The sequence below is a fragment of the Streptomyces blastmyceticus genome (assembly GCF_039521185.1).
In the GTDB taxonomy this organism is placed as follows: domain Bacteria; phylum Actinomycetota; class Actinomycetes; order Streptomycetales; family Streptomycetaceae; genus Streptomyces; species Streptomyces blastmyceticus.
This window is the reverse complement of record NZ_BAAABW010000042.1, coordinates 61,013-82,130: the sequence shown is the minus strand read 5'-3', so window position 1 is coordinate 82,130 and position 21,118 is coordinate 61,013. Positions and strand designations below refer to the sequence as shown.

The window sequence follows — 21,118 nt, the reverse complement described above, 5'->3', positions numbered from 1 at the left end:
CGGCGCATACGCGCGGACGCGGTGGGGAACTTGCACAGTCCTGACCGAACTCACACCCCGAGCACGCGCGTTGCGGGGTACAACCGCAATGCGGGCGAAGTGAGCCCCTCATCCCGCTGAACGCGACCGTGGGGCATCGGCCCCTCGACAGGAAGTCAGATCATGACGATCTATCAGCATCTGCCCCACCCGCACATTGCCGCACGGGACGCCCGGGGACCGGTGAAGGTCACCGACCAGCACCCGCGCGGCAGCGCGGTCACGCGCTTCAACACCAAGGTCGCGATCGTCGTCACGCGGGCGGTCGGCAGCATGTGGTGCGCCTACGCCTTCGCGCTGTTCGACCTGATCAGCCTCCCGGACGCCATCGACGCCGGCTCCGCGGCCATCGTGTCCTGGGTGGCGCAGACCTTCCTGCAGCTCGTCCTGCTGTCCGTCATCATGGTGGGCCAGAACGTGCAGGCGGCCGCGTCGGACAAGCGCTCCGAGGCGACCTTCCACGACGCGAGCGCGACCCTGCACGAAATGGCGCACCTGCAGGGCCACCTCGCCGCGCAGGACGTGCTGCTGACCCGGATCGCCGAGAAGATCGGCCTCGAACCGGTACCGGTCATCGACCCCCCGACGGCCGCCGAGCCGGAAGGCGAACTCCCGGCGGGCTGACCGCCGCGCCTCACTCCAGGACGACGGCGGCTGCGCCCGGAGTCAGCGGCCCCCGTCGCGCGTCACCGCGAGCAGCGCCATGTCGTCCTCGATGCGGCCGCCGGTGTGGTGGCGGACATCGGTGAGGAGCGCGTCGAGGAGGGCGTCCGGGCCGGGGAAATGCTGTCCGGTCAGGCGGGCGCCGGGGTCGTAGAAGACCCCGGCACGGTTGCGCGCCTCGGTGAGGCCGTCGGTGTACAGGAGGAGCGTCGTACCCGGAGGGAACGGCAGGGTGTCCGTCCGGTCCTCGTCGGAGCCCAGCTCTCCGAGCGCCAGGGGGAGGGTCGGCTCGGAGGGTTCCGCGCTGCGCACGTCGCCACCGTGCAGCAGCAGCGGCGCCGGATGGCCGCGGTTGAGCAGCCGTAGTTCGTCGCCGGAGTGCGGGATCTCGGCGAGCACACCGGTGACGAACCCTTCGGTCCGCTCGGGTCCCGCCCGCCGCCTCGCCTCCCGGACCAGCGACCGCTCCAGCCGGGCCGCGAGCCGGACGAGCGTGGGCTCGTCCTCGGCGGCCTCCCGGAACACCCCCAGCGCCACGTCCACCGCCTTGACGGCCTCCATGCCCTTGCCCCGCACGTCGCCGACCAGGCAGCGCACGCCGTACGGAGTGTCCTGCACGCTGTACAGGTCACCGCCGATCTGCGCGCCTTTCACCGCCGACTGATAGCGCACGGCGATCCTCAGGTGCCCGATCGAGTCCGGCGGCTGCGGCAGCACGGCGCGCTGCACGGCGAGGGCGATCTTGCGCGCGGAGTGCAGCCGTACGGCGCTGTAGTACATGAGGCGGTTGACGACGACGGCGAAGGCCGAAACGGTCGCGACCGCCGCCAGCTCGCTCCGGCCGCCGGAATCCCCGAGGAAACCGAAGTGGATGAGCAGGACGGCGTCGGCGGCGCAGGCGCCGATGCCCGCCAGGATCGTCGCGCGCAGCGACAGCAGGGCGGCGGCCGTCATCGGTGCCGCCGTGTAGAAGGCCTCGGCGCTGAAGTGCGGGGAGGTGTTGTAGTCGAGGAGGGCGCCGGCGGCGAGCAGCAGGACGGGCAGCAGCTGGAGGTGGCGCAGGCACCAGCGCCCCACGGCAGTGCGCCTCGCGCCCGGTGCCCTCACGTACCCGCTCCCGCTCTTCCGCGCTGGTCGACACGCTCAAGCATCCTCGGGCCGGATGACGGCTGCCAGTCATGGGGCGGCCGTACGGGTGCGCACCGGATCGGCGCGCGTGGCCCGCACGGGTCGCGACGGGCTCAGCGGGGTTTGAGGATGGTCAGAATGCGGCCGGCGAGGTCGTTGATGCTGTCGGCGTTGATGACTTCCAGGGCGGGGATCTCGTAGTCGAGTTCGCGCTGCAGGGCCACGACCAGCTCGGTGGCCATGAGGGAGTCCAGGCCGAGCCGGTTCAGGCGGGTGGTGCGGTCCACCCGTTCGGGGGTGCTGTGGGTGACGCGGGCCAGGAGGCGGGCGAGGAGGTCGGCGAGCGCGGCGGTGGCTGCTTCGGGGTCGTTGTCGGCCAGGGTGCGCCGCAGCCCGGCGGATTCCTCGTCCGCCCGGTCCTCGGGCGGCAGGACGGCGCCGAACGCGGGGTTGCGCAGGGCGGGCAGCAGGTCGGCGAGGCGCGGCCAGTCGACGTAGGCGGCCTGCACGACGTCCAGGTCGCGGGTGAGGAGGTCGCCGAGGATCCGCATGGCCTCGCCGGGTGACACCGGGCCCAGCCCCATGCGCTGCAGCGGCCCCGAGATGCGTTCGTCGGCGGCGCTGCCGACGTCGCCGATCAGGCCCCAGCCTACGGCGAGGCCGGGCAGCCCGGCCGCCCGGCGGCGGCGGACGAGCCCTTCCATATAGAGGTTCGCGGCGGCGTAGGAGGCCTGGGCGCGGTGGCCGACGAGCGCGGAGATGGAGGAGTGGACGACGAAGAAGTCCAGCTCCGTGCCGCGGGTGAGGGCGTCCAGGACGGCGGTGCCGCGCAGCTTCGGCCCCAGGGTGGTGCGGACGGCGTCGTCGCCGAGCCCGGTCAGCAGGTCGTCCTGGAGCGCCATGGCGGAGTGGACGACGCCGCGCAGGGGGCGGCCGCTCCCGCCGATCGCGTCGAGAACCGCGCCGATCGAGGCGGGGTCGGCCACATCGGCGGCGTGGACGGTGGCCGTGGCCCCGGCGTCGGCGAGCCGGGCGACGAGGGCACCGGCGCCCGGGGTGGCCGCGCCGCGGCGGGCGACCAGCGCGAGGTGGCGGGCCCCGCACCCGGCGAGCCACTCGGCGGTGGCGGCCCCCAGGCCGGTGAGGCCGCCGGTGACGAGATAGGTGGCGTCGGGGTCGCAGGCCGGACGCCCGGGCGCCAGGGTGAGAGGCGGCGGTGGCCGCAGGCCGATGACGAGTTTGCCCACGTGCCGGGAGTGGCGCAGGGCGGTGAAGGCGTCCATGGCCTCCGCGGCGGGGAACTCCTGGTGCGGCAGGGGCCGGTAGACGCCCTGGTGGGTGCGGCGGGTCAGCTCCGCGAAGTGGGCGGCCGCCAGCTCCGGTTGGCGGGAGAGCATCTGATGGGCGTCCACGGCGTGGAAGGAGAGGTTGTTGCGGAAGGGGCGCAGCTGGACCCGGCCGCCGCCGTGGATATCGCGTTTGCCCAGCTCGATGCAGCGGCCACCGGGGCGCAGGATGTCGAGGTTGCGGGCGATGGCCTCGCCGGAGAGCGAGTTGAGGACGACGTCGACGCCGGCGCCGCCGGTCAGCTCCATGACGTCGTCGGCGAAGGCGAGGGTACGGGAGTCCAGGACGTGGTCGGCGCCGAGCAGTTCCAGCAGATCGCGTTTGGCGGAGGTGCCCGCGGTGGCGATGACGCGGGCGCCGGTGTGGAGCGCGTACTGCAGGGCCGCGAGGCCGACGCCGCCGGCCGCCCCGTGGATGAGGACGGTCTCCCCGGCGGCCAGCCGGGCCAGGTGTTCCAGAGCGTGGTGCACGGTGAAGAAGACGGCGGGCATGGTCGCGGCCCGGGCGAAGCCGAGCTCGTCGGGGATCCGGCCGGTGAAGGCGGCGGGGGCGATGACGTGCGAGGCCAGCGACCCGGAGGCGAAGGCGAAGACCCGGTCGCCCACGGTGAGACCGGTGTCCGGACCGGTCGCGGTGACGACGCCGGCGCACTCGAGCCCGAGGCTGTGCTCGTCGGGCGCGGGGCTCTCCGCTCCGGGCGGCAGCAGGTCGGTGGCCAGCATGACGTCGCGGTAGTTGAGGCCGGCGGCCCGTACCTCGATGGCGACCTGCCCGGGGCCGGGACGGCGTGGACGATCGGGCACCCAGTCCAGCGCGAAGGCGAGCCCCGGGCGCCGCAGGCGCAGCCGGTACGGGCGGGTGCCGGCGGGAGCGGTGGCGGGCGGCAGCTCATGGACCCGGGTCACGAAGCGGCCGCCGGAGGTCAGGGAGATCTCGTCGTCGGGCGGCGGACCGGCCAGCAGTTCACGGGCCAGGCGTCGCGCGTCGCACTCGGCGGAGCCGGTGCGCTCCAGCGACAGCCTGCGGACGGACGGTTTGACCTGCTCGTTGGCCAGGGTCCGGGCCACGGCCCACGGCACGGCGTCGCGCGGGGTCACGGACTGCCCGGGCGCGGGCACCGCTCCTGAGGGGCGGGTGACGAGCCACAGGACGGGGGCACTCTCCGGGGGCAGGGGGACGCAGGCACGGGCCACGGCGCGCAGCACCGCCGTACGGGTGACGGCCTGCTCCAGTACGGCCGGGTCCTCGTCGCCGCGGCCGTCGGCGTCCGTCGGCACGGGGGCGTCCGGCAACAGCACGACGGTGGGGCGGGTCTGCCGCGCCGGCAGGTGTGCGGCCCACTGCTCCGCGTCGGTGGAGGCGCTCACCACGGTGACGGGCGCGGCGCAGGACTCGCGCAAGGCGGTGGCCAGATGCTCCGCCAGCGGGCTCGGAGGACCCTCGGTGGCGATGATCCAGGAGGTCGCGGTGGCGTCGGCCGGACGGGGTGAGGCGGTGACGGCGGGACGGGGGCGGTGGGCGCGGCGGGAGAGGAGGACGGAGTAGTCACCGCCGGAGTCCTCCGCACCGATCCGGGCCGTCTCCTCGAAGCCGCTGTCGGTGAGCAGCGCGTGCCATTGCCGGGAGGTCAGCAGCGGGGACGGCGCGCGAAGGCGGTCGTCGCGGGAGTTCCAATAGCCGTCCAGCAGGCCGAAGACGGGCAGGAGCCGGTCGGGGTTGTGGGCCTCCAGGGCGAGGAGGTGTCCGCCGTCGTCGAGCAGGCCGGTGAGGTGGCCGAGGCTCCGGCGCAGGTCGGCGGCGGTGTGCAGGGCGTTCCCCGCGACGACCAGGTCGTAGGAGGCGGGGTGGAGGCCCTGCCCTTCGGGGTCCTGGTCGAGGTCCAGGGTGGCGTAGTGGACGTGGTCATGGGCGCCGAAGCGGTGCCGGGCCTGGGGGAGGAAGCCTTCCGAGACGTCGGTGTAGGTGTAGTGGGTGCGCTGGGACGGCAGGGCGTCGAGGAGGGCCGTGGTGAGCCCGCCGGTGCCGGCTCCGACCTCCAGGACACGCAGCGGCCGGCCCGCTGGCCAGTGGTGGACGATCTGGCGGGTGAGCGCCGCGGCCAGGGCGTTGTAGTGCCTGAGCACCAGGGAGCCGCTGTAGAAGTCGGCCATCAGCTGCCGCCCGGCGTCGTCGAAGAACACCTCGACGGGGTCGCGGTGGCCGAGCAGGATGTCGGTGAGGTGTGTCCCGGCCCTGGTGTGCAGCAGGGTTTCCACGATCTGGCCCGGTGCCGCGCGCAGCAGTTCGGCCAGGGCGCCGCCGGGGTCGGCGGTTTCGGTCGGGGACCAGCCGCCGGGGACGGGCCGCAGCAGGCCGTTGCGGGCGGCGTGGGCCAGCAGCGCGTCCAGCAGGCGGCGGCGGTGAGGGTGGGCGCCCGCGGCGATGAGGCTGTCGGCCGAGTAGGAGGTGGCCGCGGGGTCGAGGGCATGGGCGGCGCGCAGGGTGAAGTGGCCGCTCAGCAGCCCGACCAGACCGGCGGCGCGCGTGTAGTGGGCACTGTCCAGGGCGGGTTCGGGGCGCTCGGTGCCCTGCCGGGCGGCGCGGGCCAGTTCACCCGGGCCCGGCAGGCGGTGGGGCGGGACGTCGGGGTCGTGGCCCCGGGGTGCGGCACGCAGGACGTTGGTCAGGCGTACGGCCTCCGGGCTGCCGGTCTCGAACCGGCGCAGCCTGCACGAGCCGAGGGCGGCGGTGACATTGCCGCGGTCGTCGAGCAGGCTGATGTCCCAGCACGCCTCACGGCCGGTGGTCTCCCGGTGGCGCACATGGATCCAGCCCTCGGCCGGAGGGCGGTCCCACACGTGCACGGACTCGATGGTGGCGGGCAGATAAGGGGCGGGGCGTGGTCCGGTGCCGTCCGCCCCGCCTTCGGGCCACCGCAGGAGCGCGGCCCCCGCCTGGAGTGCGCCGTCGAGGAGGGACGGGTGGACGCCGTAGCCGCCGGCCGGCCCGGAAGCGCTGTCGGGGACGGTCAGGCGGTAGCGGGCGAGCACTTCGCCGGGCCCCGTGCGCAGTTCGGTCAGCACCCGGAAGGCGGGCCCGTAGCGGATGCCGGTCCCGGCGAGGCGGGCGTAGTGCTCCGCGGCACCCATGGACTGGGGCAGGCGGTCGCGCAGCGCCTGGAGGTCCAGGGGGCGGTCGCGGTCGCGGGTCAGACGCCGTACGACGGCCCTTGCGTGTTCGCGCCACGGGCCGGTGCCCTCACGGCTGGAGACGCGCAGGGTGCCGTCGGCGGCGTCGAGGGCCACTTGCAGACGGAGGTCGAGCGCGTCGTCGTCGAAGGGCAGGACGAGGGCGCGGTCGACGGCCAGGGCCTGGAGCTGGACGGGAGTGCTGTGGTGCAGGCGCCCCGCGGCCAGGGCCGCCTCGGCGAAGGCCGCGGCCGGCATGACGACGGTGTCACCGACGACGTGGTCGGCCAGCCAGCCGTGCCGCCCGGGATCGAGGGCGGTGTGCCACAACGGTTCGGCGTGGTCGGCCCGTTCGCCCAGCAGCGGGTGGAGGGGGATCCCGTCGCCGCAGCCGCGCAGCCACCACTGGGGCGTGCCGTGCCAGTGCCTCTCGCGCTGCCAGGGATAGGCGGGCAGATCCGCCACCCGGCCGGGCACGGGGAACCAGCGGGCGCGGTCGACGCGGGCACCGGAGGCGAGCAGCGCGGTGAGGACGTCGTCGACGGCGTCGGCGCCGTCGTGGTCGCGGGAGAGCGTGGACAGCACGGCGGCCGGACCGGCCGGGCCCGCCGCCGCGGTACGGCGCAGGTAGTGGCCGAGCACGGGCTGCGGGCCGATCTCCACGAACGCGTCACAGCCGTGGTCGAGGAGGGTGCGGACGGCGTCGGCCAGCAGGACGGGCCGGCGCACGTTGCGCCACCAGTAGTCCGCCGTCAGCTCTGTGCCCTCGGTGAGGGCGCCGGTCACGGTCGAGGCGAAGGGCACACGTCCGGGGCCCGGGCGAAGACCGGCCAGCCGGGCGCGCAGGACGTCCTCGACGGTGTCCATGTGGCGGCTGTGGAAGGCGTGGTCCAGGCCGAGCATCCGGAAGAACGTCCCCTCCGCCGCCAGCGCGCGGGCCAGGGCCTCCAGTGCGGCTTCGTCCCCGCTGAGGGTGACGTCCTGGGGGCTGTTGACGGCGGCCAGCTCCAGCCGGCCGTCAAAGGCGGCGAGTTCCTCCTCGGCCCGCTCGGGGGTCAGACCCGCGGCGGCCATGCGGCCCGACCCGGCCGTACGGGCCTGGGCGAGGCTGCGCTCGGCGACGACCCGGGCGGCGGAGGCCAGGTCCAGGGCGCCGCAGGCGTGGGCCGCGGCGATCTCGCCCACACTGTGCCCGCACACCGCTGCCGGGCGCACGCCCCGCTCGGCCAGTGCGGCGGTCAGCCCCGCCTGCACCGCGAACAGCAGTGGCTGCGCGACCTCGGTCAGGGCCTGCCGGCTGCCGTCGGCCGTGGCGAGCTCCTTGCTCACGGACCAGCCGAGCAGCGGCAGCAGAGCCTCGTCGACCTGCGCGACGGCGTCGCGGAAGGGAGCGGATTCCGTCAGCAGCCGTGCCCCCATGCCGGCCCACTGGGCGCCGTTCCCGCTGTAGACGAAGGCCACTTCCCCGCGGGCGAGCGCGGGGACGGCGGGGACCGTGGCGGCGGCGCGTAACCGGGCCACGGCGTCCGGGGCGTCGGTGGCGAGGACGGCCGTGCGGTACGGGTGACGGCCGCGCCGGACGACACCGGTGTGGGCGATGTCGTAGAAGTCGGCCCGCTCCCGCACGCTCTCCAGCCGCCGGGCGAGGGCGTCCGCCGCCTGGGCGAGCGCGGCCGGGGTGCGTGCGGAGACCAGGAGCGGCAGCGGCCCGGCGGGAAGGCCCGGCCGGGGGACATCGCCCGGTCCGGCAGTGCGGGCGGGGACGGGGGCGGGCGCGAGGACCGCGTGGGCGTTGGACCCGCCGAAACCGAAGGAGTTGACACCCACCAGCCCTCCGGAAGCGGGCAGGGGAGTGGCCGTGTGCACAGGGGCGAGGCCCAGCCCGGAGAAGTCGATGGCCTCGCTGACGGGCGTGCCGTGCAGGGACGCGGGGACGGTCCGGTGGCGCAGCATGAGGACGGCCTTGAGGAGTCCCGCGAGCCCCGAGGCGGGCTCCAGGTGCCCGATGTTGGTCTTGACCGAGCCGATGGGCAGCGGCCGGCCGGCGGGCCGGCCACCCGCCAGCGCCGTACCGATGGCCTCGCACTCCAGCGGGTCGCCGGCCGGTGTGCCCGTGCCGTGAGCCTCGACGTAGAGCAGGTCGCCGGGGTCGAGACCGGCCCGCTCGTACACCCCGCGCAGGAGTTCGGCCTGGGCCCGGGCGCTGGGCAGGGCGAGCCCCGGGGTGCGGCCGTCGCTGTTGGTACCCGTGGCGGTGATCACCGCGTGGACGCGGTCGCCGTCCGCGAGGGCCTCGGCCAGCGGTCTGAGCACCAGCACGACACCGCCCTCGGCGCGCACGAAACCGTCGGCCGCGGCGGAGAAGGCCCGGCAGCGGCCCGTCGGCGAGAGCATCGACGCCTTGGAGAACCCGATGAACTCATGAGGCCCGATCAGGACGTTGACACCGGCCGCCAGGGCGATGCCCCCTTGGGAGCGCAGGAGTTCACAGGCCTGGTGCAGGGCGACGAGACTGGAGGAGCAGGCGGTGTCGACGGCCAGGCTCGGGCCGCGCAGGTCGAAGGCGTGGGAGATCCGGTTAGCGGTGTTGCCGCCCGCGATGCCTGTCATCGTGTGCTGGTCGATGGCCTCGGGACGGCTCAGCTGAAGATTGGCGTACGTGTGGGCGGACATGCCCACGAACACACCGGTGGGCGTGCCGGACAGCGCGTCGGGCGCGAGGGCGGCGTCGTCGACCGCCTCCGCGGTCAGCTCCAGCAGCAGCCGCTGCTGGGGGTCCATCCGTGCTGCCTCCCGCGGCGAGATGCCGAAGAACTCCGCGTCGAAGGAGGCGATGTCGTCCAGCACACCGGCCGACGCCGTGTATGTCCTGCCCGGGCGGCGCGGGTTGGGATCGGCGAAGATCTGCGGGTCGAACCGCTCGGGAGGGATCTCCCCGACCAGGTCCCGCCCCTGTTCGAGGGCCGACCACAGGGCTTCGAGGCTGCCCAGGCCACCGGGAAGACGGCACCCGATCCCCGTGATCGCGATGTCGCGCCCGTACGCGTGCCGCTGTTCCCGCATCCCGCCCCCCTCAGACGCCCGGATGCTCCCCGGGCGGTGAAAGAAGCCTTCCCTGGGTACGGAGGGAAAACGACTGCCCGCACGGGTTTCGCGAACGAGCGACCGGTCGAACGTGCGTTGCGGTCGACGGTAGGGCGACAAGGAGCAGGAGGCCGGCATGAGAGCTCTGGACGACGGTTCGCTGTGGGACCTGGATCCGGCCGCCGGTGCGGCGGCCTCCGCGCAGACGGCGCTCCTGCTGCTGCCCGGGGCCGGGGGCAGCGCCATGGACTTCGCGCTGTGGCCCCGTCACCTGGCCCGGCGCTTCCGCGTCCTGGCCGGCCACTACGGGGGGACGGCCGCGGACGCGAGTGTCACGGGCACGGCCGAGGCGCTCGCCGAGCAGGTGACGAGACACGTACCGCAACCGCTGGTCGTCCTCGGCCACAGCTTCGGCGCCTTGATCGGCTACGAACTCGCCTGGCGGCTCCAGGAACTGCGCCAGCCGGCCGTCGCGCTCTACGCCTCCGCCGCCTTCTCGCCGCCGCAGTACTCCGAGATCGACCTGGGCGTCGGGACGATGACCGCCGAGACCATCGTCGGCCTCGCGCGGGACATCGGCATCCCCCTGCCCGAGGAGGACCGGATGCATCACGAGGCCCTGCGATCGGCCCGGTACGCCCTCTCCCTCATCGACGCCTACCGGTACGGGTCCCGGCCCCGCCCCCTGGACTACCCCGTCACCGTGCTGACCGCGCGCGACGACCGCGTCATCCCGCCGTCCTCGGCCGGCCGATGGGCGGCCATGAGCCGCCACCCGCTGATCAGCCACAGCTTCCCCGGAGGCCACGACTACCTCCTCCACTCCATCGCCCCCGTCGCCCGTGTGCTGCTCGCCGCACACCCCTGAGCGGTTTGCGCGGCTCCGCGTGCCGAGCGGGACGGCTACCGCAGCCGTAGCGGCAGGGCGAGCAGTCCGCGGTGCCTGGGGTTGGGCTGCCACCGCACCTCGTGCCCCTCGGCGAGCCGCAGGTCCGGGAACCGCCGGAGGAGACCGGTGAACGCGATCTCGGCCTGCAACCGCGCGAGGGGCGCACCGAGGCAGTGATGGATGCCGTGCCCGAAGGCGATGTGCTTCGCGGCGGTCTCGCGGCGGATGTCGAACCGGTCCGGGTCGTCGAACACGGCCGGGTCGCGGTTGGCGCCGAGCGGGCAGATCTGTACGAACTCGCCCTCGGGGATCGTCACTTCGCCCACCGTGACGGGCTCGGTGGTGTAGCGCAGGGACGCCAGGCTCGACGGCGACTCGTACCGCAGGATCTCCTCGACCGCCCCGGGCATCAGCGACAGGTCGGCGCGCAGGATGGCGAGTTGGCCGGGGTGGGTGAGGAGGGTGTGGACGCCGTTGGCGATGAGGTTGACCGTCGTCTGATGCCCCGCCACGACCAGGAGGAAGGCCATGGAGGTGATCTCGTCCTCGCTCAGCGCGTCGCCCGCGTCCCGGGCCGTTATCAGGGCCGAGAGCATCCCGTCGTCGGGGGCCTCGCGCTTGAGGACGATCAACGCCTTGAGGTAGGCGAGCATGTTCTCGGCGGTGAACACCGACACCTCGCCGTCCCCCTGACCCCCGCCGAGCGTGTTGCCCCGCACGTGCAGCACCTCGTGGTCCGCGTCGGTGACGCCGAACAGGTCGAAGACGACCGCCACCGGCAGGGGCAGCGCGAACTCGCTTATCAGATCCGCCTCTTCGCTGTCCCCCCACGCGTCCAGCAGCGCGGTCACGTGGGCCTCGATCATCGGGCGCAGCGCCGCCGCGCGCCGGGCGGTGAACGCCTTCTGCACGAGCTTGCGCAGCCGTGTGTGCTCCGGGGGATCGGAGTTGAGCATGTGCGTGAACAGCGCACCGCCGGGCCCTTCGGTGAGCCCGACGTGCTGCCCGAACTTCCATACCGCGTCCTGCTTGGACAGCCGCGGATCGGCCAGCAGCTCCCGGGCGTCGTCGTAGCGGGTGACGACCCACCCTTCGATCGCCGCCGGGCCGGGGTAGCGGACGTGGCGGACGCCGCCCTCCTCGCGCCACAGGTGGTGGACGGCGTGCGCCCGGTCGAAGTACGACGGGGACAGGGTCTCAATCCCGGGCATGGCGCACCTTGCTCTTCGGCCCTACATGGATCTTCTTCACACCGAGCAGCCCGAGGAGGGGCACCTCGGCCGTACGCTGCCCGGGGGCGACGACCAGGCCGGTCCGGCGCACGTGCTCCAGGAGCAGTTCGGCGAGCGGCATGACCATGTGCCGCCCCCAGCAGCGTTCGGACACGTGGCCGAAGGGCATGTACCCGGGGGTGTTGTCCGGGTCGAGCGTGTCCCAGCGCCCGGGCCGGAACTCGTCCGGCGCGTCCCACAGGGCGGGGTCGCGGTGGGTGAGCAGCGGCAGCATCAGCACGTCGTCACCGGGCCCGATCCGGCCGTCGACCGCCGGGTACTCGGGCGAGCGATTGCGCAGCAGATTCCACGACGGGGGCAGCAGCCGCAGGGCCTCATGGAGGAGGTTGCGGTTCGGTACGCCTTCGTCGAAGGGGGAGCCGAGCCACAGGGCGTTGGCTACGAGGGCGGAAATGGTGAAGCACACCGGCGCCGCCAGACGGCGGTACATGCCCATCGCGTACCGGCGGTCGTGATAGCCCTCCGCCCCGGCGAAGAGGTTCGCTGTGTGGGTAAGGTGCGGACCCGGCGCCGGCCGGCCGGGCAGGGCCGCCCCGACGGTGATGGTCGTCCAGGTCAGCTTCGGGTCGATCTCCAGTTTGCGGCTCATGAGGATGCGGAGCCGGTACGGGTCGTCGCGCAGGACCATGTCCCGCAGGAACATGTGCCCGGTGAGCGGCCACGGCCCCGACAGGTCGGTCCACTCCGGAATCGGATGCGTGAGGGCTTCGCGGATGTCCTGGCCGATCGTCCGGATTCCCGCGGATGCCTCGGACTTGGGGATCGACCGCCCGTGCAGGGGCTTGAACGTGGGCCGCTCGGTCTCCGTCGCCTTGCGGGCGGCGAGGATCCGGTCCGACAGCTCCGCTCCGGCTATGCCGATCGTGTCGGGCTCCAGCCGGACCAGGTCCTTGCCGAGATGGTCGTCGAAAAGGGCTTGGAGACGGGGGGCGAATACGGTGGTCCGGCGGGCGGCCGGGTGCTGTATTGCGGGTGGCATGAATGCGGGCTCCGGGGAGGATGCGGAGGGCCCGCACGGGCAGGAGGCCGATCGGCTCTGCCGCGTGCGGGCCCGGTGCGGAAACCGGCTGGGCCTAGTACCAGATGTACCAGGCGCTCTGCTTCAGGCTGGGCTCGCTCTTCTTGAAGAACGGAATGTCGCGGCAGATCGGGTTTCCTGTGCTGCGTATGGCGGTGAGAAACTTCGACATGGCCATACACCTCCTTTCGTGGTGGCGATCGCGCCAATCGGCGCTCCGGGAAAGGCAATTGTTCTCCACTTGGGAGGTGGGGAATTGCCACGCCCGGCTGTTGAGGTGGAGTGAAGCGGCCTGTGCCGGACGCTGTCAATGCTCCTTGGGCAGCTCCACGGGATGTGTTGTCCGTATATATAGGCACTATTCCCGCGAGGGAGTCGTGCGGAGCCGCCATTCGTCCACCGGAATGCGATAGTCCGTCAAGGGAACGCATGCCGCCGTGCGCCGGAGGCCGGACGTACGCCCCGGGCGCCCGTCGGCCGCCTCCGGACAACGGTTGACCGCCCCCCTCGGGCCGCCTACTTTCGGCTTGAGGCCCCATCCACGAGGACGGGGCCCGCTGTGGTTGTTGGGGGCGCAGGTGCACTGGTATGTGGATGTGCTCAAGAAATACACGATGTTCAGCGGGCGGGCGGACCGCCCGGAATTCTGGATGTTCACCCTGATCAGTTTCCTGATCAGCATCGTGCTGGCCGTCGTCGACGCCGCGCTCGGTACGAGCCCTCTCCTCGGAGCGCTGTACAGCCTCGCCGTTCTCCTCCCCAGCCTCGCCGTCGGCGTCCGCCGCCTGCACGACACCGACCGGACGGGCTGGTGGCTGCTCATCGCCCTGATCCCGATCGTGGGCGCGATCGTCCTGCTGGTCTTCTGGGCCGGCGCGGGCAAGCCGCACGACAACGCCTACGGTCCGAACCCGCAGGAGGTTCCGGCTCACTGACCTCGCGCACGTTGTGGCGGGCGTCGACACGATCGCGATCACTGGCCTCGGCCCGGGCGTCCGGGCGGGACTAGCATGGTCGACGTTTCAACGGCTGTCGTCCCGTGGTCGCTGCACGGGGAAGCCGGCAGCCCGATCGTGGGGAGGCGCTCGTGAGCACGGAACAAGAGTGGGACATCGTCTCGGGGATAGGCATCACAGCCCTGGCGGTGGCAGTCGGCAGAGCCATCGAGACCGTCCGGCCCGACGCCCTGGCGAAGGACCCGTACGCGGCTCGTTTCCTCGAGGAGGCCCGGCCTCCGGCACCCCTGCCGGCGACCGTGGCCGAGGCGATGGCCAGGGAGGGGGAGGAAGACTGGTCGGCGATGACCGGCTACCTCGCCGTGCGCACCCGTGCCTTCGACGACTTCTTCCAGCGGGCCGTCGACGCCGGCGTCACACAGATCGTCCTGCTGGCGTCGGGTCTCGACACCCGGCCGTTCCGGCTGCCCTGGCCGGAGAACACCGTCGCCTACGAGATCGACCAGCCGCAGGTGCTGGACTTCAAGATGCGCGTCCTGCGGAAGTACGGCGCCACCACCGTGTGCGACCACCGGCCGGTGCCCGTGGATCTGCGGCACGACTGGGCGGCGGCGCTGGGAGAGGCGGGCTTCGACCGCTCGCGCCCGACCGCCTGGCTCGCCGAGGGCCTCCTGCCCTACCTCCCGCCCAAGGCCGAGGACGACCTGTTCCAGGAGATCCACCGGCTCTCCGCCCCCGGCAGCCGGCTGGCGGTGGAGTACATCAGTGACGTGCAGGAGGTCCTGGACGCCTACGCGGTCGGGGACCACGCCCGGCACATGGACGCCGACATCGGCAGCATGCTCCACACCGACCGGCGGCCCGCACCGGGAGTGCGCCTGGCCGCCCTGGGCTGGGAGACACGGGACGTACCCGCCGTGGAGGCCGCCGAGGGCTACGGACGCCCGCTGGACCCCGCCTCCTCCATGACCGGTGCCGCGTTCGCCTTCGCCCACCGACCGTGATCCCGAGGAACGCGAGCCGGGCCGCCACCGCGTGATGCGGTGACAGCCCGGCTCGCGTGACCCGCCGACCGTCAGATGCGTGAGTCCTCGACGGCGGGGACTCAGCGGCTGCCGTTGCAGTTGCCGGTGAGCGAGTTGCGCGGTGCGGCGCGCTCCAGATCCAGGACGCGGTCTGCTCGGTCGAGTCCAGCAGCGGCTTGCTGCGGTCGTCATTGGTCAGACAGCCGGTGACGTGCCGGCCGCCGATGCCCTTCTCGGGCACGGTGAAGGAGGTCTGACGCAGCTTCAGCGGTTTGAAGATCTGCTCACGCGGCAGATCGGCGTACGGGCGCCCCGTGAGGTGCTCGGCGGCCAGACCCATCAGCACGTAGTCGGTGTTGGAGCACGAGTACGCGGCCCCCGGGGTGTACTGCGGACCGTGCTTCACCTCTCCGGGAGCGTCCCCTGCGGCAGGTAGTCACGCAGGGGCTTGTCCAGGTCGATGCGTCCCCGCTCGACGAGGCGCATCACGAGGACCGAGGTGAACATCTTGGTGTTGCTGCCCACCCGGAACCGCCAGTCGGCGTTCATGGGCGTGCCGTCGAGGTCGGCCTTGCCGACGGCCGGCGACCGGCCCAGCCCGGGGTTGCCGTGATCCCGGATCACCGCGAACGCCCCCGGCGCCCCCGAGTCCACGACGCGCTGCAGCGCGGCCGCCCAGCGGCGTCAGATCCACCCGAGCTGAGCGGCCTTCAGGCCGGCCTCGAAGCGGCTGCGGGCGCCCAGGCGTTCCATGATCGAGGCCATCATCCGGCGGGCCGTGCGGGGTGAGACGTGGAGCTGGCCGGCGGCGGACTCGTCGGTGTGGCCCTGGGCCATGAAGGAGAGGAGGGCGCGCTCCGGTTCGGCCAAGGGCTCGCCCAGGAGCTGCCGCTCGGCGTCCAGCGGGGTGGACAGTGACCAGGTCTGCTCGAACAGGGCGACCAGCAGGGCGACCAGGCCCGGATCCGACAGGCACAGCGCCCCCTTGCGGGTGTCGGCCGCGTCGATGGGCACCAGGGCGACGGCGCGATCGACCAGGATCATCCTCGGCGGGAGGCTGGCCGCGGTGCGGAACTCGCCGCCCCGGTCGTTCAGCCGGCGCGCGTACTCCCGGGTCGCGGCGTCCTCGCGCACCCTGTGCAGCCCGATCGTGCGGATGGTGACGCCGCGCTCCAGGGCACGGGCGTCGTTGCGCCGGGCCGCGTCGAGGGCGGCCGCCGACTGCGGGCCGTCGGGCATGAACGTCAGGGCTTCGTGGACGGCGTCGCGGGCCAGCTCCTGCAGCCGGCGCTGCACCGCGTCCATGCCCTCCAGGCGCTCGACGCTCCCGCCCTCGGAAGGGCGCGGCCCGGTCCCGGCGAGCATGCGGATGAACGAGCCGTGGCTCTCCGCGATCTGACGCTGACGCTCCATCAGCTCCTCGTACTGACGGGCCAGCAACTGCTGGAACCCCATGGCCGGTTCCACCGCGAAGAAGCGGCCGGGCGCCTCGAAGGACTCCTGGATCAGCCGGAGCTCGAACAGCTTGTCCAGACAGGAGCGGACCCGGTCGGGGCAGGTCGCCAGGCGGGCGGCGATCTCGTCGACCCCCCGCCCGGGAGACTCCAGCATCTCCCGGTAGACCTCCTCGTCCGCCGCCGCCAGGCCGAGTGTCGTGAACATACATTCCCCTTTCGAGGTGGCCATTTCCTCGTGCGGGACAGTCTGCGCGGTCGCGGTCAACATCGGGTCAACGTGCGTTGATCCAGGCCGGGCACGGGCCGACGGGCGAACGGCGGGGGCGGTTCCGTGGCCCCGGCGTCCTGTCACAAAGCGGCCTGGACGCTTCCGCCCCCGATGGAGCCGTTCCTTCCGGTAGTGCCGCTCAGCAAGATGGTGATCACCGGGACGGCGCGGAAGAGCCGGAACGGACCGTGGCTCGGGAAGACCCGGCCGGCGAACCGAAACCGATCAGAGAAGGCGTTCCCATGGCTGTGCCCACCCGCATCCCCTGTACCGCCGTCTCGGTCCCGCCCGCCCCGGCGGGTGCCACCGGTACCGGCGCCCGGACCCCCGGCGGGCCCGTCGGCGCGGCAGGCACAGGCTCCGCCGGCGGGCCCGTACGGACCGCCCCCGCGCGGGATCTCCCGCCCGCTGTCGGCAACACCCCGGTCGCCTGTGCGGTTCCGGCCGGCTTCATCTGGGACTGACGTGCCACGCGATGCAACTGACCGTCATCACCCTGACCGCCGCCGAAGACCGAGCCCGTCAGGTTCTTGACGGAGCACAGGTCGCCGCCGCGATGTGGGCCGCGGCCGACGCCGAGGACCGCCTCGAACACATCAGCACCAGATCGGTCCCCGGCCACTTCCGTCTGGGGATCTTCACCGCGGCGCTGCCGGAACACGCCGCCGTGGCCGCCGCACTCGGCATCTGCCACCGCGCGCTGGCCACCTCCCCCCTGCTGCGCGGCTGGAGTGTCGCCGTCGCCAGCGGCGGTCCGCGCCCACCGGACCGGACACCGGCCGGGCTCCGGGCGACCCCACCCCCTCCGGCACCCGAAGGCCCCTGACCGGAGAGACCGCCCCGCCCGCCGTGCCGCGCAGGCGACCACATTCACTGCAAGACGAAGGGACCGACATGCTCTCGGCGGAAAAGAACCGCACCCTCACCGAAGTGGGCCCCGGTACGCCCATGGGTGAACTGCTGCGCAGATACTGGCACCCGGTCGCCCCGGCCATGGAGCTGCGCGAGCGGAGGGTCAAGACCGTCAAGCTGCTGGGCGAGGACCTCGTACTGTTCCGCAAGCCGGACGGAGACCACGGCCTGATCTCCCGGTACTGCCCGCACCGCAGCGCCGACCTCGGCATCGGCTGGGTCGACGGCGACCTGATGCGCTGCGCCTACCACGGATGGGCCTTCGACTCCGACGGCCGCTGCGCCCACCAGCCGTTCGAGGAGGCCGGGCCGGCCGGGGGATTCCGCGACAAGGTGCGGGTGGCCTCCTATCCCACCGCCACGCTCGGCGGCCTGATCTGGGCCTACCTGGGCCCGGACCCCGCACCGCTGCTGCCCGACTTCGAGCCCTTCAGCTGGGGGCACGGCTTCGTCGAGATCATCATGACCGAGCTCCCGTGCAACTGGTTCCAGTGCCATGAGAACGGCATGGATCCCGTTCACTTCGAGTGGCTGCACTCCAACGGCAACGCCGCGCGCAGCGCCCCCGACGACCCCAAGTACGTCGCCCGGCATCTGGCCATCGACTTCCTGGAGTTCGAGCACGGCTGGATCAACGGCCGGGAGATCGACACCGTCAACGCCCCGGAGGGTGTGTACGCCCGCACGAGCAACGTGGCCGACGGCGGCATCCTCTGCATGTGGCCGTACACGCTCGTCTCCGGCAGCACCATCGAGTTCCGTGTGCCGATGGACGACCAGCGCACCCTCAACATCACCTGGCAGTACTCCGTGCTCCCGGACGATGTGGACCTGGGGGATCGGGAGTCGGACACGATCCCCTTCTGGTACGGCCCGTTCACCGATCCGGAGACCGGCGAGACCGTCATGTCGCACACCCTCAACCAGGACTTCGCCGCCTGGACCAGCCAGGGGCCCGTCACGGACAGAAGTGTTGAGCACCTGGGGCGCAGCGACGCCGGGATCACCCTCCTGCGGCGCAAGTATTTCGAGGCGATCGAGCAGGTCGCGAAGGGCGAGGACCCGCCGGGCACGGTCCGCGACCCCGAGGCCAATGTGAAGATCCAGCTGCCGATCCACAGCAAGTCCTTCTACACGGAGGGCATGCCCCGCGCCGTCTTCGAGGAGAAGTTCGCCGCCCGCAAGGCCAGCGGACTGTTCGGGATCGGCGGGTTCCTGTCCGTCCAGGCGGGGCGCCCGGAACACCTCCAGAGGCAGTACGAGGAGATCGCGGGCATCGCGGACACGTCGATGGCCGAGGAGACCCAGTGATCCGGAAATCCGTTGTCAAGAGTGTGCTGTTCGTCGGAGGGCGGCGGACAGAGGCCCTGGAGGCGGCGCGGGACGCCGGCCTGCACATCGTCTACGCGGGGCCGAAGGAGGCGCTGACCGGGCGGCACCGCGAACTGGTCGACTCCGCGGTCCTGTTGCCCGACTTCACGCCCGAGCTGGCCGTCCGGGCCGCGATCGCCCTGCACGCGGTGGTCCCGTTCGACGTGGCGGTGACGGTGGGCGATCAGTACCTCCAGGCCGTCGCGCAGATCAACCACGAGCTCGGTCTCCACGCGAACGCGGTGCGGACGGTCTCGGCCGTCAACGACAAGGCGCTCATGCGGGAGATCCTGCGCGAGAAGTCGGTGGGCCAGGTCGCCTCCGCCGAGGTGCGCACCCCGCACGACCTGCGGGAGTTCGCCGCGGCTAACGGGTACCCGCTGATCCTCAAGCCCGCCCGGGGGAGCGCGAGCAGGGACATCCACATCGTCTCCGGCCCGCCGGGTCTCGACGCCGCCGCGGAGAAGTTGGACCCCGTCGGCGGCGGTACGGAGCCGTGGGTGGTCGAGGAGTTTCTGGTGGGCAGGGAGTTCAGCGTCGAGACCCACAGCACGGGTGGTGAGCACCATCTCCTCGCCGTCACCGAGAAGTTCACGACCGACAACTTCGTCGAGATCGGTCACGTGGTGCCCGCCCGGATCACCGCCGAGGAGCGCGCCGCGATCGCCGGTGAGGTGAACGCCGTCTTGACCGCCCTCGGCGTGGAGGAGGGCCCGGGCCACACCGAGATCGTCCTCACCGCCAAGGGGCCCCGCCTCATCGAGACCCACACCCGCCCGGGCGGCGACGCGATCGTGGAACTCGTCCGGCTCGCCGCGGGCTTCGACATCCACCAGCTGCACCTCTCCTGGCTGGCCGGGAAGCCGGTGGACATGACGCCCCGGCCGTCGGCGGGCGCCGCGGCCATCTGGTTCTTCACGCCCCCGCAGGGCCGGGTGACGGCCGTCGGCGGGCTGGCGGAGGCCCAGGCCTGTGAAGGCGTGGAGAGCGCCTTCCTCACGGCGTCGGCGGGCGATGTGATTCCCCCCGTCCGCAGCTCCGACGACCGGCACGGCGACGCACTCGCCACCGGCCCCGACGCGGACACCGCCCTGCGCCGCGCGAAGGAAGCCGTCGCCCGCTTCGCCGTGGACATCGAGCCGGCCGGAGACGTGGAGCCGTGAACACCTCCCCGTACCGCGGATCGCGAGAAAAGAAACCGCGAGAAAAGAAACAGCAGTGCCGGCGCGAGTGGGAAGCGACAGAAAACGTATGACAACGCATGACGCCGAACGGCCGGTCCTGCTGCTGGTCGGCAGCGGCGGGCAGATGTGGCGCGAGTACATGCTCCGGTCCATGGCGGCGAAGTACCGACTGCACCTGTTCTGCCCGTCCCCTCCGACCTGGGAATTTCCCTACATCGACGACTTCGCTGTGGTGGACACACTCGACGTCGGGGCAATGACCGCACTCGCCCGGACCACGTCCCGTGACTTCGCCGGGGTGCTGACCTACGAGGAGACACGGGTGGAGGCCGCCGCCGGGCTGGCCACCGCGCTGGGGCTGCGCACCAGCCCGCCCGAGGCCGTCCACGCCTGCCGGGACAAGTTCACCGGCCGGGAGGCACTGAAGCGCGCCGGGGTGCCGCAGGCCGAGTCGGTCGCCGTCGCAGGGCTCGAGGAGGCCCGGGTCGCGGCCGCGCGCATCGGGTACCCGGTGGTCGTCAAGCCACGTGCGCTGTCCGCCAGTTGTGGTGTGACGTTCGTGGCCGGCCCGGAGGAACTGGAGCAAGCCTTCCACGAGGCGGGCAGGATCTGGTTCGACGAGGTCCCCACGTACGAGCGCCCGATCCTGGTCGAGGAGTTCCTCGACGGGCCGGAGATCAGTGTGGAGGCCGTGTGCCGTGACGGGCACGTCACCGCGCTGTTCGTGGCCCACAAGTCGCTCGGGTACGCCCCCGGCTTCGAGGAGACCGGCCACCTCGTACGGGCCGACGAGTCGCTGCTGCACGACGCCACGTTGCTGAAAGTCCTTCAGGACGCGCACAGCGCGGTCGGGCTCACCGACACGGTCACCCATACCGAACTGCGGCTGACCGTCACCGGGCCGCGCGTCGTGGAGATCAACGCCCGGGTCGGCGGGGACCGGATCCCCTACCTGGGAGGGCTCGCCACCGGTGTGGACATCGGTCTGGTCGCGGCCGATCTGGCGGTCGGCGCGGTCCCGGACCTCCACGCCACGCGCTCGGAGGTCGCCGGGATCCGCTTCCTCTACCCCGACGAGGACCTGACCTGCGAGTCCGTCGAGGTGGACACCGGCCGGCTGCCGGCCGGGACGCACGAGGTGAAGATCCTCGCGGAGCCGGGCAAGGAGCTCCGGCTGCCGCCCCAGGACCCCGTCCGCTCACGGTACGCGTTCGTCATCGCGGTGGGCGGCACGGAGAAGAGCTGTACGGCGGCGCTGGACGAGGCTGCCGCCGCGGTGACCGTCCACGGCACCCCACTGTCCTGACGGCCACCGCCG

Annotated in this window: 15 protein-coding genes and 1 pseudogene; 9 read left to right on the top strand and 7 right to left on the bottom strand. The window is 72.6% G+C overall.

Annotation, left to right across the window (positions count from 1 at the left end):
* Nucleotides 1-162 precede the first annotated feature (162 nt).
* A complete protein-coding gene (locus tag ABD269_RS33940; RefSeq protein ID WP_301890773.1) occupies nucleotides 163-663 on the top strand; it encodes a DUF1003 domain-containing protein in 501 nt (166 codons plus the stop codon).
* A 42-nt stretch (nucleotides 664-705) separates the two neighbouring features.
* Here ABD269_RS33940 and ABD269_RS33935 read toward each other — a convergent pair whose 3' ends face one another.
* Nucleotides 706-1,779: a PP2C family protein-serine/threonine phosphatase gene (locus ABD269_RS33935; protein ID WP_344124304.1), complete on the bottom strand. Its 1,074-nt coding sequence runs from the start codon at nucleotides 1,777-1,779 to the stop codon at nucleotides 706-708.
* Between the two features lie 164 nt (nucleotides 1,780-1,943).
* Nucleotides 1,944-9,407, bottom strand: coding sequence for a beta-ketoacyl synthase N-terminal-like domain-containing protein (locus ABD269_RS33930; protein ID WP_344124302.1), 7,464 nt, complete (start codon nucleotides 9,405-9,407; stop codon nucleotides 1,944-1,946).
* Between the two features lie 157 nt (nucleotides 9,408-9,564).
* On the opposite strand from ABD269_RS33930, the gene ABD269_RS33925 reads away from it, so the two are divergent.
* The gene (locus tag ABD269_RS33925) at nucleotides 9,565-10,296 is read left to right on the top strand and encodes a thioesterase II family protein (RefSeq protein ID WP_344124300.1); all 732 of its coding nucleotides are present in this window, start codon (nucleotides 9,565-9,567) and stop codon (nucleotides 10,294-10,296) included.
* Nucleotides 10,297-10,331: 35 nt separating this feature from the next.
* On the opposite strand, the gene ABD269_RS33920 is transcribed toward ABD269_RS33925, so the two are convergent.
* Both ABD269_RS33920 and ABD269_RS33915 read right to left on the bottom strand, forming a co-directional pair.
* Complete coding sequence (locus ABD269_RS33920; protein ID WP_344124298.1) at nucleotides 10,332-11,528, bottom strand: cytochrome P450 family protein; 1,197 nt, start codon at nucleotides 11,526-11,528, stop codon at nucleotides 10,332-10,334.
* Nucleotides 11,515-12,588 carry a cytochrome P450 gene (locus tag ABD269_RS33915; RefSeq protein WP_344124296.1) on the bottom strand — a complete coding sequence of 358 codons (1,074 nt, stop codon included), beginning with the start codon at nucleotides 12,586-12,588 and terminating at the stop codon, nucleotides 11,515-11,517. The genes ABD269_RS33920 and ABD269_RS33915 overlap by 14 nt, the downstream gene beginning before the upstream one ends.
* Before the next feature lie 617 nt (nucleotides 12,589-13,205).
* Between ABD269_RS33915 and ABD269_RS33910 the strand changes: the two genes are divergently transcribed.
* Both ABD269_RS33910 and ABD269_RS33905 read left to right on the top strand, forming a co-directional pair.
* A complete protein-coding gene (locus ABD269_RS33910) occupies nucleotides 13,206-13,562 on the top strand; it encodes a DUF805 domain-containing protein (protein ID WP_344124294.1) in 357 nt (118 codons plus the stop codon).
* Nucleotides 13,563-13,714: 152 nt separating this feature from the next.
* Nucleotides 13,715-14,587, top strand: coding sequence for an SAM-dependent methyltransferase (locus ABD269_RS33905; protein ID WP_344124292.1), 873 nt, complete (start codon nucleotides 13,715-13,717; stop codon nucleotides 14,585-14,587).
* 157 nt (nucleotides 14,588-14,744) lie between these two features.
* Here ABD269_RS33905 and ABD269_RS35495 read toward each other — a convergent pair.
* The 3 genes and pseudogenes from ABD269_RS35495 to ABD269_RS33895 form a co-directional block, all read right to left on the bottom strand.
* Nucleotides 14,745-15,014 (bottom strand): annotated as a pseudogene (locus ABD269_RS35495) (serine hydrolase); the annotation flags it as partial.
* Nucleotides 15,011-15,262: a serine hydrolase gene (locus tag ABD269_RS33900; RefSeq protein WP_344124290.1), complete on the bottom strand. Its 252-nt coding sequence runs from the start codon at nucleotides 15,260-15,262 to the stop codon at nucleotides 15,011-15,013. The gene ABD269_RS33900 and the pseudogene ABD269_RS35495, both read right to left, overlap by 4 nt.
* Nucleotides 15,263-15,292: 30 nt before the next feature.
* Nucleotides 15,293-16,270 (bottom strand): LuxR C-terminal-related transcriptional regulator, encoded by a 978-nt coding sequence (locus ABD269_RS33895; RefSeq protein ID WP_344124288.1) that lies wholly within the window; start codon nucleotides 16,268-16,270, stop codon nucleotides 15,293-15,295.
* A gap of 305 nt (nucleotides 16,271-16,575) precedes the next feature.
* Between ABD269_RS33895 and ABD269_RS33890 the strand changes: the two genes are divergently transcribed.
* The 5 genes from ABD269_RS33890 (at nucleotide 16,576) to ABD269_RS33870 (ending at nucleotide 21,106) form a co-directional block, all read left to right on the top strand.
* Nucleotides 16,576-16,797: a hypothetical protein gene (locus tag ABD269_RS33890; RefSeq protein WP_344124286.1), complete on the top strand. Its 222-nt coding sequence runs from the start codon at nucleotides 16,576-16,578 to the stop codon at nucleotides 16,795-16,797.
* Nucleotides 16,798-16,808: 11 nt separating this feature from the next.
* Entirely contained in the window at nucleotides 16,809-17,159 is a 351-nt protein-coding gene (locus tag ABD269_RS33885; protein WP_344124284.1) for a hypothetical protein, read from the top strand.
* Between the two features lie 68 nt (nucleotides 17,160-17,227).
* Nucleotides 17,228-18,556: a Rieske 2Fe-2S domain-containing protein gene (locus ABD269_RS33880; RefSeq protein WP_344124282.1), complete on the top strand. Its 1,329-nt coding sequence runs from the start codon at nucleotides 17,228-17,230 to the stop codon at nucleotides 18,554-18,556.
* The gene (locus tag ABD269_RS33875; protein ID WP_344124280.1) at nucleotides 18,553-19,779 is read left to right on the top strand and encodes an ATP-grasp domain-containing protein; all 1,227 of its coding nucleotides are present in this window, start codon (nucleotides 18,553-18,555) and stop codon (nucleotides 19,777-19,779) included. The genes ABD269_RS33880 and ABD269_RS33875 overlap by 4 nt, the downstream gene beginning before the upstream one ends.
* Nucleotides 19,780-19,867: 88 nt before the next feature.
* A complete protein-coding gene (locus tag ABD269_RS33870; RefSeq protein WP_344124278.1) occupies nucleotides 19,868-21,106 on the top strand; it encodes an ATP-grasp domain-containing protein in 1,239 nt (412 codons plus the stop codon).
* The last annotated feature ends 12 nt before the right edge of the window (nucleotides 21,107-21,118 follow it).